14 protein-coding genes and 1 tRNA gene are annotated in these 12,020 nt (G+C 68.1%); 9 read left to right on the forward strand and 6 right to left on the reverse strand.

Features of this window, described 5'->3' with window-relative positions; all coding sequences use genetic code 11:
• Positions 1 to 3: 3 nt before the first annotated feature.
• Positions 4 to 633, forward strand: a complete 630-nt coding sequence (locus tag NLI89_RS14045) for a TlpA family protein disulfide reductase (RefSeq protein WP_254687584.1) — start codon at positions 4 to 6, stop codon at positions 631 to 633.
• Between the two features lie 117 nt (positions 634 to 750).
• Here the strand turns inward: NLI89_RS14045 and NLI89_RS14050 are convergent, their stop codons facing one another.
• Positions 751 to 2,289 carry an ABC transporter permease/substrate-binding protein gene (locus NLI89_RS14050; RefSeq protein WP_254687585.1) on the reverse strand — a complete coding sequence of 513 codons (1,539 nt, stop codon included), beginning with the start codon at positions 2,287 to 2,289 and terminating at the stop codon, positions 751 to 753.
• Positions 2,286 to 3,059 carry an ATP-binding cassette domain-containing protein gene (locus NLI89_RS14055; protein WP_254687586.1) on the reverse strand — a complete coding sequence of 258 codons (774 nt, stop codon included), beginning with the start codon at positions 3,057 to 3,059 and terminating at the stop codon, positions 2,286 to 2,288. Before NLI89_RS14055 ends, NLI89_RS14050 begins: the two co-directional genes overlap by 4 nt.
• Positions 3,060 to 3,112: 53 nt before the next feature.
• Between NLI89_RS14055 and NLI89_RS14060 the strand changes: the two genes are divergently transcribed.
• A complete protein-coding gene (locus NLI89_RS14060) occupies positions 3,113 to 3,904 on the forward strand; it encodes an SDR family oxidoreductase (protein WP_254687587.1) in 792 nt (263 codons plus the stop codon).
• A 128-nt stretch (positions 3,905 to 4,032) separates the two neighbouring features.
• Here the strand turns inward: NLI89_RS14060 and NLI89_RS14065 are convergent, their stop codons facing one another.
• On the reverse strand, positions 4,033 to 4,329 hold the full coding sequence (locus NLI89_RS14065; protein ID WP_187503671.1) for a 4a-hydroxytetrahydrobiopterin dehydratase: 297 nt from the start codon (positions 4,327 to 4,329) through the stop codon (positions 4,033 to 4,035).
• A gap of 48 nt (positions 4,330 to 4,377) precedes the next feature.
• On the opposite strand from NLI89_RS14065, the gene NLI89_RS14070 reads away from it, so the two are divergent.
• The 4 genes from NLI89_RS14070 (at position 4,378) to NLI89_RS14085 (ending at position 7,051) form a co-directional block, all read left to right on the forward strand.
• Complete coding sequence (locus tag NLI89_RS14070) at positions 4,378 to 4,812, forward strand: metallopeptidase family protein (protein ID WP_254687588.1); 435 nt, start codon at positions 4,378 to 4,380, stop codon at positions 4,810 to 4,812.
• A complete protein-coding gene (ccmA, locus tag NLI89_RS14075) occupies positions 4,809 to 5,381 on the forward strand; it encodes a heme ABC exporter ATP-binding protein CcmA (RefSeq protein ID WP_254687589.1) in 573 nt (190 codons plus the stop codon). The genes NLI89_RS14070 and ccmA overlap by 4 nt, the downstream gene beginning before the upstream one ends.
• Before the next feature lie 7 nt (positions 5,382 to 5,388).
• On the forward strand, positions 5,389 to 6,030 hold the full coding sequence (locus NLI89_RS14080; protein ID WP_254687590.1) for a heme exporter protein CcmB: 642 nt from the start codon (positions 5,389 to 5,391) through the stop codon (positions 6,028 to 6,030).
• 100 nt (positions 6,031 to 6,130) lie between these two features.
• Positions 6,131 to 7,051: an HNH endonuclease gene (locus tag NLI89_RS14085; protein ID WP_254687591.1), complete on the forward strand. Its 921-nt coding sequence runs from the start codon at positions 6,131 to 6,133 to the stop codon at positions 7,049 to 7,051.
• Between the two features lie 169 nt (positions 7,052 to 7,220).
• Here NLI89_RS14085 and NLI89_RS14090 read toward each other — a convergent pair.
• Positions 7,221 to 7,313, reverse strand: a tRNA-Ser gene (locus tag NLI89_RS14090).
• A 326-nt stretch (positions 7,314 to 7,639) separates the two neighbouring features.
• Between NLI89_RS14090 and NLI89_RS14095 the strand changes: the two genes are divergently transcribed.
• Both NLI89_RS14095 and NLI89_RS14100 read left to right on the forward strand, forming a co-directional pair.
• Positions 7,640 to 8,410 carry a DUF1134 domain-containing protein gene (locus tag NLI89_RS14095; RefSeq protein ID WP_254687592.1) on the forward strand — a complete coding sequence of 257 codons (771 nt, stop codon included), beginning with the start codon at positions 7,640 to 7,642 and terminating at the stop codon, positions 8,408 to 8,410.
• Between the two features lie 171 nt (positions 8,411 to 8,581).
• The gene (locus tag NLI89_RS14100; protein WP_254687593.1) at positions 8,582 to 8,932 is read left to right on the forward strand and encodes a hypothetical protein; all 351 of its coding nucleotides are present in this window, start codon (positions 8,582 to 8,584) and stop codon (positions 8,930 to 8,932) included.
• 214 nt (positions 8,933 to 9,146) lie between these two features.
• Here the strand turns inward: NLI89_RS14100 and pyrC are convergent, their stop codons facing one another.
• Complete coding sequence (gene pyrC / locus NLI89_RS14105) at positions 9,147 to 10,196, reverse strand: dihydroorotase (protein WP_254687594.1); 1,050 nt, start codon at positions 10,194 to 10,196, stop codon at positions 9,147 to 9,149.
• Positions 10,197 to 10,277: 81 nt separating this feature from the next.
• Between pyrC and ygfZ the strand changes: the two genes are divergently transcribed.
• Complete coding sequence (gene ygfZ, locus NLI89_RS14110; RefSeq protein WP_254687595.1) at positions 10,278 to 11,018, forward strand: CAF17-like 4Fe-4S cluster assembly/insertion protein YgfZ; 741 nt, start codon at positions 10,278 to 10,280, stop codon at positions 11,016 to 11,018.
• Between the two features lie 147 nt (positions 11,019 to 11,165).
• Here ygfZ and NLI89_RS14115 read toward each other — a convergent pair whose 3' ends face one another.
• Positions 11,166 to 11,984: a shikimate 5-dehydrogenase gene (locus tag NLI89_RS14115; protein ID WP_254687630.1), complete on the reverse strand. Its 819-nt coding sequence runs from the start codon at positions 11,982 to 11,984 to the stop codon at positions 11,166 to 11,168.
• Positions 11,985 to 12,020: the final 36 nt, after the last annotated feature.

The raw sequence follows: 12,020 nt of genomic DNA on the forward strand, positions 1-12,020 counted from the left end.
TCCATGTTCTCGCGTCCTGTGTTCAATTCGCTGCCGATCGCCTGTCTTGCCGGGATGGGCCTGCTGGTCGCCGGCTGCGATAGGAAATCGCCCGCGCCGGAGCAAGCAAACGTCGTCGCCACGAACACCGCGTCCGCCGACGAGGTCGCAGCCGGCCCTGCTCCGGACGAAGCGACCGGCCCTGCCGCCAGCGCGGAAAAGCTCGACCGCAGTCACAAGGGCGAAACCGGCCCGGCGGTCGCCTTCACCGCCCCCGATGGCAAGCCGGTCACGCTCGCGTCGTTCAAGGGCAAGCCGTTGCTGCTCAACCTGTGGGCGACCTGGTGTGCGCCGTGCGTCGCGGAAATGCCGACGCTCGATGCCGCCGCGAAGTCGATGGCCGGCAAGGTGCTGGTGATCGCGGTCAGCCAGGACATGCAGGGCGCAGAGAAGGTGACGCCGTTCTTCGCCGAGAAGAAGTTCACGACGCTCAAGCCGTATCTCGATCCGAAGCTCGGCCTCAGCCTCGCCTATCAGGCGAATCTGCCGACCACGATCCTCTATGATTCGGCGGGCAAGGAAGTCTGGCGGATGACCGGCGGCTATGAATGGAACACGCCCGAAGCCGCAAAGCTGATCGCCGAGGCGTCGTAATTCGTCACGATGTGTAATGTGCCGACCCGCCTTGGTGACGAGCCAAAGGTTGATGGCGAGCCGGCACCGTATCCTAGGACAGATCGCCGTCCGGTGCACCCGATCACGCGGTCGTAATCAGCGCCCGATCCGATTGGCGAGCCACGTCGCCGCGGCTTCGGGGGTTTGCTTGTCCGTGTCGCGATCCACGCGATAATTGGCCGCGCGCATAGCCTCGACCGGGATTGATCCGACCAAAGGCTTCAGCGCGGCAACGAACTTCGCGTCCCCTGCCCGTTTCGGTGCCACCATCAGGATCGCGTCATATCCCGGGATCGCCCGCCGTGGATCGGTCAGCACGGTCAGGCCATCCGCCGCGATCCGCCCGTCCGACGAGAAGGCCGAGATCACGTCGACGTTCCCGCTCTCCAGCGCGCGGTACATGAAGGTCGGGCTGTACGGCGTCGTCTTGGCGAACCGCAGCGGATAGGCGCGCTTCACCGCCGCCCATTCGGGCCGCTCGAGAAACTCCAGGTCGCTGCCGAGCGTCATCCCCGGCGCGGCCTTCACCAGATCGTCGAGGCTGGCGATTCCCTTGGCCTTGGCCTCCGCCCCCTTCATCGCGAAGGCATAGGCATTCTCGAACCCGAGCGAACCGATCAGCCCGACATCGTGCGCGCGCTTCGCCCAGTCGCCGATCGCCGCGACCATCGCGCCATGCTCGGGCACGTCGGTGCGCTTCATCTCGTTCGCCCAGATCGTCCCGGCATAATCGACATACACGTCGATATCCCCGCCCGAAAGCGCGCCGAACACCACCGCCGAGCCGAGCCCGTCGCGATACTCGACGGTGTAGCCCGCATGCTCCAGCCGATCGCCGATCAGCCGGGCGAGGATATATTGCTCGGAAAAGTTCTTCGCGCCGACCACCACCGTCCGGTCGCCGCCGCTCTTCGGCCACAGCGGCACGGTCGCCACCGCGGTTCCCGCCAGCAACATGACGGCGCTGGCGATCCACAACCACCGCCGCCGCGCGCGGATGCCGTATTCGATCCCGCCGATCAGCGCGTCGACCGCCAGCGCCAACGCCGCCGCCGATATGCAGCCGGCCAGCACCAGCGCCCAGTTCTGCGTCTGCAATCCGGCGAAGATCATGTCGCCGAGACTCGGCTGACCCACGGTGGTCGACAACGTCGCCGCCCCGATCGTCCACACCGCCGCGGTCCGGATGCCGGCGATCAGCACCGGCGCGACCAGGGGCGCCTCGACCAGCCGCAGCTTCTGCGCGGGCGTCATGCCGACCGCGTCCGCCGCCTGGATGACCGCCGGATCGATGCCCTGCAAACCCGCCACCGCATTCCGGATGATCGGCAGCAACGCATATAGCGTCAGCGCGATCAGCGACGGCAGGAAGCCGAGCGCGGGGATGCCGCCGCCGACGAGCGTGGAGAGACTGAGCAACAGCGGATAGAACAGGGCGAGCAGCGCAAGGCTCGGGATCGTCTGTACCAGGCTGGCAAACCCGAGCGACACGCGCGCCACGGTCGCGTTACGCGCGGACCAGATTCCCAGCGGCAGGCTGATCGCGATCCCCAGCAGCAGTGCCGAGGCCGACAACAGCACATGCGCGGCGAGCAACGGCGGCACGCGGCCGAGTGCCTCGATAAATGCGCTCACGATACCAGCGCCTGCAAGCGTTCGGCCTGCGCGCGCGGGACCTGGACCAGCGCCTGCGCATCGTCGCCACCCTTGCCCGAGACCAGTTCGGCCGGCGTCGCATCGGCGACGATCCGCCCGGCCTTCATCACCAGCACCCGGTCGGCGAGCAGCAACGCCTCCGCCATGTCGTGCGTCACCAGGATCGTGGTCAGGCCGAGCCGGTCGTGCAGGTCGCGTATCCGCGTACCGAGCGCATCGCGCGTCACCGGATCGAGCGCGCCGAACGCCTCGTCGAGCAGCAGCAGCTTCGCCCCCGGCGCGAGCGCGCGGGCGATGCCGACACGCTGCCGCTGGCCGCCCGACAGCGCATCCGGCATCCGCCCGGCGATATCGCGCGGCAGATCGACCAGATCGAGCAGGTCGCCGACCTTCGCCTCTTCCCCGCGCCCCGCGATCCGCAATCCGATCGCGATGTTCTCGGCGATCGTCATGTGCGGGAACAGGCCGATATTCTGGAACACGTAACCGATCCGGCGGCGCAGTTCGGGCGCGGGCTCGGCGGCGACGTCTGCGCCGTCGATCGTCACGCGGCCCTCGCTCGGCTCGACCAGCCGGTTGATCGTCTTGAGCAGCGTCGACTTGCCCGAACCGGACGTCCCGACCAGCGCGACGAACGCGCCGCGCGCGATATCCAGCGAGACCGCGTCGACCGCGATCGTCGACCCGTAGGTCTTGGTGACGCGTTCGAAAGCCAACACGAGGTCGGGCGCTGGCAAATTGTCTGGCATCTGCGCGCAGGATGCGGGAAACATACCGGAAAATCAAATATGAGAGGGATGCCATGAGCGAGCAGAGCATTTTCATCACCGGCGGCGGTTCGGGGATTGGCCGCGCCACCGCGCTGCTGTTCGCGCGCAAGGGCTGGCGCGTCGGTCTCGCCGACGTCAACGTCGCCGGGCTGGCCGAAACCGCCGCGCTGCTCCCCGAGGGGATGGCGTCCACCTACCAGATGGACGTGCGCGACCGCGAGGCGTGGGTGGCCTGCCTCGACGCATTCGTCGCCACCACCGGCGGGCGGCTCGACGTGCTGTTCAACAATGCCGGGATCGGCTCGGGCGGGCCGCTTGCGGATACCGACTTCGCCGAGATCGACCGCGTGATTGCGATCAATCTGGTCGGCGCGCTGAACGGCGCGCGGATCGGCCATGCCTATCTCAAGCGCACGCCCGGATCCTGCCTGCTCAACACCGCGTCGGCGTCGGCGATCTACGGCTCGTCCGGCCTCGCGCCCTATTCCGCGACCAAGTTCGGCATCCGCGCGATCACCGAGGCGCTCGACGGCGAATGGGCGGCGGACGGTATCAAGGTACGCTCGATCGTGCCGAGCTTCATCGACACGCCGCTGCTGGATTCCGCTGCGGGAAAGACCAATCACTCGATCCGCGAGACGGTGACCGGCGCGGGCCTGGAACTGACCGGGGTGGACAAGGTCGCCGAGGCCGCCTGGGCCGCGGTCCACGGCGACAGGATCCACACCTATGTGGGGAAGACCGCCCACCGCATGGCCTTTGCGGCACGATGGATGCCGGGCGCGCTCCGCAAACGCATGCGCCGCAGCATGACGCGGGGGTAATAATCCCCCCTCCCTGGAAGGGAGGGGCAGGGGGTGGGTCGGCTTCCGCATACCCGAACCTCTCGAGGCTCAAGCCGACCTACCCACCCCCAACCCCTCCCTTTCAGGGAGGGGCGAAAGAGAAGAACTCAAACGTCCCCCACGATCGCATCGATCGCCTCGGCCATCTCGATATCCCGCGGGCTCAGGCCTCCCGCATCGTGCGTCGTCAGCAGGATCTCCACCCGGTTCCACACGTTCTTCCACTCCGGATGGTGGTTCGCCCGCTCGGCGATCAGCGCGACCTGCGTCATGAAGCCGAACGCCTCGACGAAATCCGCGAACACGATCGTCCGCGTGATCGCATCGCGCGCATCGTCGTAATCCCACTCGTCCAGCCCATCGAGCGCCTCGGCCCGCTCGGTCTCGTTCAGCGCTTCGATCATCGGGCTCTCCCTTGCCGCCACAGTTCGCCACCGACTATGGCTGCTGGCATGAGCGGGCAAGCAGCAATCCACGGCCGAGACCTCGGGGAAGCCCCCGACGCCGACACGATCGAGGCGATTTGCCGCGCGACGATCGCCAGGCTCCCCGCGCAGTTCGCCCAGCATCTCGGCGACATCGTCTTCGCGGTCGAGGAGTATGCTGACGACGAGACGCTCGCCGCGCTCGGGCTGGAGCACCCGCTAGACCTGTCGGGCCTGTACCACGGCCGCCCGCTCGGCGAAAAATCGTCGATGGACTCGGGCGCGATGCCCGACCGCATCGTCCTCTATCGTCGCGCGATCCTGGAGGAATGGATCGAGACCGGGGTCCGTCTCGACGACCTCGTCGCCCACGTCACGATCCATGAGATCGGCCATCATTTCGGCCTCAGCGACGACGACATGCACACGCTGGAAGATTCCGCAGAAGACTCGCCGACGTGAGCCTCGCATTTCGCGACGTCGCGTGCGTGCGGGGCGGGCGGATGCTGTTCTCGGGCGTATCGTTCGATCTCGCACCCGGCGACGCGGCGACGGTCACCGGCCCCAACGGCATCGGCAAGTCGAGCCTGATCCGCATCGCCGCCGGCCTGCTTCCGCCGTTCGAAGGCGCCGTGAGCTGCGACGCGGACAAGGCGCTACTTACTGAAGCCAGCGCGCTCGACAGCGACCGCACGCTCGTCGCCGCACTCCGCTTCTGGGCCAGCCTCGACCGCGCGCCCAATCCGGACGCGCGCGTTGTCCAAGCGTTGCAGGCGCTCGATCTCGAAGCACTCGACGGCATACCCGTCCGCCTCCTTTCCACCGGCCAGCGCCGCCGCGCCGCGATCGCGCGCATTGCCGCCAGCGAAGCCCCGGTCTGGCTGCTCGACGAACCCGCCAACGGGCTCGACACCCACTCGGTCGCGCGCCTGGAGGCGTTGATCGCCCGACATCGCGCCGGCGGCGGCATCGCGCTCGTCGCCACCCATCTCCCGCTGTCGATGCCGGGCGCGCAGGAGATCGGCCTGTGAGCACGCCATGATCGCCCTCGTCCGCCGCGATCTCCGCCACAGCCTGTCGAGCGGTGGTGCGACGCTGGTCGTCGGCTTCTTCCTGCTCGTCGCCACGCTGTTCCCGTTCGCGATCGGCCCCGACGCGGCGCTTCTCGCGAAGATCGGCGGCGGCGTGATCTGGACCGCGGCTTTGCTCGCGGCCCTGCTGCCGGTCGAGCGCCTGATCGGCCCCGATCTCGACGCGGGCGTCTTCGATCAGCTCGCGGTGCGCGGCCGATCGATGGCGCTCGTCGCCGCCGCCAAGATCGTCGCGCACTGGCTGAGCTTCGGTCCCCCGCTGATGCTTGCCGCGATCGTCGCCGCCGGGTTGCTCGGCCTGTCCGGCGACACGCTGCTCCGCGTCGAGATCGGCCTCGCGATCGGCACGCCCGGTCTCGCCGCGCTCGCCGTCGTCACCAGCGCGCTGGTCGCCGGCGTCCGCGGCGGCGGTGCGGTCAGCGGCCTCGTGATGCTCCCCCTCGCCGTCCCCCTGCTGATCTTCGGCGCCGGCTCGCTGGACCCGGCAGGCAGCGCAGGCGCGATCAAGCTCCTCGCCGCGGTCAGCCTGCTCCTGGTCGCCGGCGCCCCCTTCGTGGCCGCCGCCGCGATCCGCGCCGCCATGGACTGAGGCGCCCGGGACCTTGGTCGGGGTCCCAAGTCCGAGCAGTGCACAGACTTGCGCGCAGCGTCACCGCTGGCGACGCCCGCCATATTCGCTAAGGTACACCATGTCTCTTGGCGTCTTCATCCTTCGACCGGGCTCGATCTACAAAGACATTCGCGCAGAGCAGTATCAGTTTCCAGCGCAGTATCTGAGCCGGGCACAGCCGTGCGTCGGCAGTTGGATACTCTATTACGAACCCCGCAAGGTTGCGAACGCCCGCGGCTATTTCGCGGCTGCCAAGGTGGACCGGATCATTCCCGATCCATCGACGCAAGGCATGTACCTAGCAATGATCGAGCCCGGTTCCTGCATCGATTTTCCGCGGCCGGTGCCGTTCGCCGGCCCGGACGGCCCGATCGAACGCGGTGTCCTGAACGCGCAGGGGCGCATATCGGGGCGTGCGCAGTCGGCGGTGCGCCCGATCTCGGCATCGGATTTCAACCGGATCGTCGCGCTGGGGCTCGATGACGATACGCCGTTGCTGCCAAGGACCGGGGATCCCGAGCGTGGCGACCGGTTGCGCGAAGAAGCCCCGATCTTTCTCCACGAACAGGCGCCTTTCGCCTACGACCACGACCGCCCGCGCCTCGCCACGCTCGTATCCCGCCCGATCCGCGACCGCGTATTCCGCCGTGTCGTCCTGCGCGCCTACGACGAACGATGCGCCATCACCGGGCTTAAGCTGATCAACGGCGGCGGCCGCGCAGAAGTGGAGGCGGCACATATCCGCGCGGTCGAGGCGAACGGCCCCGACAGCGTCGGCAACGGCATCGCCCTGTCCGGAACCGCACACTGGATGTTCGACCGCGGTCTGCTCAGCCTCGCGGACGACCACGCTATCCTGGTCTCGCGTCAGGCCAACGACCCCGACAGCATTCGCGGCATCATCAACAAGAGCGGCTACGCCCTGCCCCCCGCCCGGATGGCAGACCGCCCCCACCCCCATTTCCTCGCCTGGCACCGCGACCATTGCTTCAAGCAATAAGCGCCGCGCGCACTGTGCGGAAACACGCGGTCCCGAGAGCCGTGCAGGCAAAACCTGCACCGAGAACGCGGCCCGGCTCTGGGGCGAACAACGATGTACGATGATCAGCGAACCATAATTCGCACGCCAGCAACCACGATCCTATCAACCGGTGGATCGGCTATAAAATTGGCGGAGACGGAGGGATTCGAACCCTCGGTACCAGTAAACCCGGTACGGCGGTTTAGCAAACCGCTGGTTTCAGCCACTCACCCACGTCTCCGGCTGCAGCAGATGCGGGGCTATAGCGAGGGTCGGTGCAGGGGGCAACGCCTGTAATGGGTCCGGTTCGCGAATTCCGATATTCCTCGGGTCGGCTTCGGTCCCGACCACATTTCCGCACCCGCGCCTGATAACCTCGATCCCGTCCGCCCGCCTCCCCAACTCCCGCATTCCCGCCATTCACCCCGTATTCGCCCAAATTCGACACGGGCGCCCGGTTCGTTCATTGCGCGGCAAGGCCAACGTTGGTTAATCTGGCTGGCGACCGGCGTCCCGGTGGTCAACCTGCCGTCACGGGACGCCTTGGTATTTTGGGGATCGATCGACATGCGTAGCGTCTGGCTTGGCCTGGGTGCCCTAGCGGCAGCCGTTTGCGGGGGCACCGCGTCGGCGCAGGTCCGCACGATCGATCCCAACCAGGCGATCGACGGCGATCTGTCCGCCCAGGCCTATCAGGCGCCGTCGCGCCCGCAGGCGACTACGCAGCCGTCGCGCCCCGCGCCGGATCCGACCTATCCCGAGACGCCACCCCAGGACGTGCCGCCCCCGCCGCCCGCTCAGACGACCACCGCCCCGACCCCGGAAACGCGCGCCGAGGCCACCATGCAGGCCGCCGACACCTATCAGCGCGATGACCTGCTCGCGGCGGGCGAAGGCGTGTTCGGCAAGGGTGCCGCCGGCCTGGGCGGCATCCTCGAGAACATCCTTAAGGACCAGGGCCAGCCCAACGCGTACATCGCCGGGCGCGAGGCCTCGGGCGCGTTCATCCTCGGCGTGCGCTATGGCTCGGGGATCATGAGCCACAAGGTCGAGGGCCAGCAGCCGGTCTATTGGACCGGCCCGTCGGTCGGCTTCGACATCGGCGGCGACGCGAACAAGGTCTTCGTGCTGGTCTACAACCTCTACGACACCGAGGAACTCTACAAACGCTTCCCCGCCGTCGAAGGCCGCCTGTACCTGGTCGGCGGTTTCGCCGCGACGTATCTGCGCCGCGGCAACGTCGTCCTGATCCCGATCCGCCTCGGCGTCGGCTGGCGCGCGGGCGTCAACGTCGGGTATATGAACATCACGCACAAGAGCCGGTGGCTGCCGTTTTAGGCGCAGTCGGGCAGCCGGCCACGCCCGGCTGACTCCGGCAAGCCCGGCCGGCGGGGCAAGGCCCCGTCCGACGACGTGGGCTTCGCCCACGGCGCGCGCCCAAGCAGTGACGCTAGTGATTCCCACCGCCCCAAAAGTTGACGCCCCCACCAGGCACGCTACCCCCGGCAAATGGCAAAACCCGACCGCCTCGCCCGTCTAGACGCCCAGCGCGAAGACCTCGAAACCGACTACCGCGAAGCGCTGATAGCGGCGCTGGAGAAGACCGCAGCCGGTTCGCTAGGCCTGTTCGACCGCACCCCGGACCGCCGCATCCGCGCCGCGATCGCCCCGACCATCGACGCGCTCACCGAAATGGGTACCGACATCGACGCAATGCGTGAGCGCCTGATGCTGGAGCCCTTTGCGCTCCACCGCGACTTCTTCGCCGCGCGAGGCCCGGTCAGCGCCAGCGCGGTCGGCGAGCAGAAGGAAGCGCGGCTGTGGCTGGATCGGCTGAAGGCGTCACCTTCTACGCTGTAGATGACCATCGCTACCTAAACAGCGACAGGCTCCCCTCCCTTGGGAGGACGGGGCAGGGGGTGGGTCAGCTTCAGCTCGTCCGAACGCTCGCGACCAAAGCGGGCCAACCCACCCCCAGCCCCTCCCTTCCAGGGAGGGGAGAACCGATAGCTGAGCACGCCGTTAAAGCTCTGGACGCACCTGCCCGCTCCGCTTCAAGTGCCTCTGAGCAGCCCTACCCCTCGAACCGCCACCCCGCATTGGTCCCGGCCAAAAACGGCACGACCGCCGTCTCCCCCGTACCGATCGACGCCGGCACCTCGGCATCGCCGCGCACCAGCGTCACCGTCCCCTCGTTCAGCGGCAACCCATAGAACCGCGCGCCATGCTCCGACGCGAACCCCTCGAACTTGTCGAGCGCGCCCTCCTCGTCGAACACCCGCGCGTACGCCTCCAGCGCGAACGGCGCGTTGAAGATCCCCGCGCACCCGCACCCGGATTCCTTCGCCCCGACGACATGCGGCGCGCTGTCCGTCCCCAGGAAGAACCGCGGCGACCCCGACACCGCCACCTGCCGCACCGCCACCCGGTGCGTCTCGCGCTTCAGCACCGGCAAGCAGTATGCGTGTGGCCGCAGCCCCCCGTCGAACAGCGCGTTGCGGTTGATCATCAGGTGCTGCGGCGTGATCGTCGCGGCGATCGGATGATCCGCCTCGGCCACGAACGCCGCCGCCTCCGCGGTCGTGATATGCTCCAGCACGATCTTGAGACCGGGATAATCGCGCACCAGCGGCGTCAGCACGCGCTCGACGAACACCGCCTCGCGGTCGAAGATGTCGATCGACTTGTCGGTCACCTCGCCGTGGATCAGCAGCGGCATGCCGATCCGCTGCAACGTCTCCAGCACAGCCGTCAGCGCGCGGATATCGGTGACGCCGTGCGCGGAATTGGTGGTCGCATGTGCGGGGTACAGCTTGCACGCGGTGAACACGCCCTCGGCATAACCGCGCTCGAGTTCGGCCGGATCGGTGCCGTCGGTGAGATAGCACGTCATCAGCGGGGTGAAGTTCGCGCCCCCTCCTTCACTGTCATCCAGCGCGGCCATGATCCGTCCGCGATACGCCTTTGCGGCGTCGATAGAGGTCACCGGCGGCGTCAGGTTCGGCATGATGATCGCGCGCGCGAACTGCCGCGCGGTATGCCCCGCGACCGCCTCCAGCATCGCGCCATCGCGCAAATGGACATGCCAGTCGTCGGGGCGGCGGATCGTGAGGCGCTCGGTCATGCCGCCCTCCTATCGGCCCCAGCGATCGGATACCAGACGCACGCGGCTTGGAAATCGCCCCACGCGCACTAGGTGATAGTGATGGACCAGCCGCCCCCCGCAACGCCCCCCACGATGCTGATCGACCGCAGCGTGATCCGCGTCTCGGGCGAGGACGTGCGCGGCTTCCTGCAAGGGCTGGTCACCGCCGACACCGCATTGCTCACCCCCGACACCCCTGCCTGGGCAGCGTTGCTGTCGCCGCAAGGCAAGGTGCTGTTCGACTTCATCCTCTGGGCGGATGGCGACGACGTGCTGATCGACGTCGAGGCCGCGCAGGCCGAAGCGCTGGTGAAGCGCCTGACGCTCTACCGCCTGCGCCGCGCGATCACGCTCCGGCCCGACGCGGCCAAGGTCCACTGGTCCCCGACCGGCGACCGGGGCGTCCCCGATCCGCGCCTCGCGGACCTAGGCCATCGCTGGCTCGGCCCCGCCGGCGACCCCGCCACCGGCTGGGACGCGCATCGCCTGTCGCTCGGCGTCACCGAAGGCGTCGGCGAGCTCGGCAGCGGCGAGACGCTCTGGCTCGAATGCAACGCGCGCGAGCTGAACGGCGTCAGCTTCACCAAGGGGTGCTATGTCGGCCAGGAGAACACCGCCCGGATGCATCACCGCTCGAAGGTCAACCGCCGCCTCGTCGTCGCCCCGTTCACCGAACCCAGCGCGCGAACCCGCGTCACCTATCCCGAACTCGACCTGATGGTCGAACACCGCCGCGTCGAAGCGCTCGGCGACGCGCTGACGCCCCCCTGGCTCGCCGCAGCACTAGAGGAAACGCCCTAGCGCCACCCTCACGATCCTCCCCCGCCAGGGGGAGGTGGCACCGAAGGTGACGGAGGGGGAGGACACGAAACCAGCGTTATCGCGCCCTCCCCCTTCGTCTCGCTACGCGATCCACCTCCCCCTAGCGGGGGAGGATTTCACGATGACTCAGGAATTCGCGCGCGCCCAGGCCCCGGCATCCGCCACCTGTGCCGCATCCGGCGTCACCCCGGTATACAGCACGAACTGCTGCACCGCCTGCAACGTCGCCACGTCCGCGCCGGTGATACACCGCTTCCCCGCCGCACCCGCCGCGCGCAGGAACGGCGTCTCGATCGGATATTGCACCACGTCGAACGCCACCGCGCAGCCGGCGATCATCGCCGCCGGAAATGCGAGCGCCTCGGCATCCGCCCCGGTCATCCCCAGCGGCGTGACATTCACGAGCAACGGCACCTCCCCCTCGGCCACCCCCGCCCAGCGATACCCATAGAGATCGGCCAGCGCCCGCCCCGCGCGTTCGTTCCGCGCGACGATCGTGCCGTCGCGAAACCCGCTGTCGCTCAGCGCCGCGGCGACCGCCTTCGCCATCCCGCCCGAGCCCTGCACGACGAACGGCATCGCCCGGTCGAGGTCCGCGACCAGATCGACCACCGCGCCATAATCCGTGTTGTGCCCGGTCAGCACGCCCTCGTCGTTGACGATCGTGTTGACGCTGTCGATCGCGCTCGCGGTCTGCGCCAGCCCGTCGAGCAGCGGGATCACCGCCTCCTTGAACGGCATCGAGATCGCACACCCGCGAATCCCCAGCGCCCGTATCCCGCCGATCGCCGCGTTCAGGTCGGTGGTCGAGAACGACTTGTAGACGAAATCCAGCCCGGTCAGCTCGTACAGCCGGTTATGGAACCGCGTCCCGAAGTTCCCCGGCCGCGCCGACAGCGACATGCACAGCCGCGTATCCCGGCCAATCAGCGGTTTCATCTGCATCTCCTCGGTAGGCTGGCTCCAATACAGCCGCGAGCC

The organism is Sphingomonas faeni (assembly GCF_024273235.1).
GTDB lineage: Bacteria > Pseudomonadota > Alphaproteobacteria > Sphingomonadales > Sphingomonadaceae > Sphingomonas > Sphingomonas faeni_A.

What these genes read in the sequence shown, in the direction of transcription:
- NLI89_RS14070 (WP_254687588.1), top strand. Translation starts at nt 4,378, where the DNA reads ATGAGCGGGCAAGCAGCAATCCACGGCCGAGACCTCGGGGAAGCCCCC.
- ygfZ (WP_254687595.1), top strand. Translation starts at nt 10,278, where the DNA reads ATGGACCAGCCGCCCCCCGCAACGCCCCCCACGATGCTGATCGACCGC.
- NLI89_RS14065 (WP_187503671.1), bottom strand. Translation starts at nt 4,329, where the DNA reads ATGATCGAAGCGCTGAACGAGACCGAGCGGGCCGAGGCGCTCGATGGG.
- NLI89_RS14080 (WP_254687590.1), top strand. Translation starts at nt 5,389, where the DNA reads ATGATCGCCCTCGTCCGCCGCGATCTCCGCCACAGCCTGTCGAGCGGT.
- pyrC (WP_254687594.1), bottom strand. Translation starts at nt 10,196, where the DNA reads ATGACCGAGCGCCTCACGATCCGCCGCCCCGACGACTGGCATGTCCAT.
- NLI89_RS14095 (WP_254687592.1), top strand. Translation starts at nt 7,640, where the DNA reads ATGCGTAGCGTCTGGCTTGGCCTGGGTGCCCTAGCGGCAGCCGTTTGC.
- NLI89_RS14045 (WP_254687584.1), top strand. Translation starts at nt 4, where the DNA reads ATGTTCTCGCGTCCTGTGTTCAATTCGCTGCCGATCGCCTGTCTTGCC.
- NLI89_RS14100 (WP_254687593.1), top strand. Translation starts at nt 8,582, where the DNA reads ATGGCAAAACCCGACCGCCTCGCCCGTCTAGACGCCCAGCGCGAAGAC.
- NLI89_RS14085 (WP_254687591.1), top strand. Translation starts at nt 6,131, where the DNA reads ATGTCTCTTGGCGTCTTCATCCTTCGACCGGGCTCGATCTACAAAGAC.
- NLI89_RS14060 (WP_254687587.1), top strand. Translation starts at nt 3,113, where the DNA reads ATGAGCGAGCAGAGCATTTTCATCACCGGCGGCGGTTCGGGGATTGGC.
- NLI89_RS14055 (WP_254687586.1), bottom strand. Translation starts at nt 3,059, where the DNA reads ATGCCAGACAATTTGCCAGCGCCCGACCTCGTGTTGGCTTTCGAACGC.
- NLI89_RS14115 (WP_254687630.1), bottom strand. Translation starts at nt 11,984, where the DNA reads ATGCAGATGAAACCGCTGATTGGCCGGGATACGCGGCTGTGCATGTCG.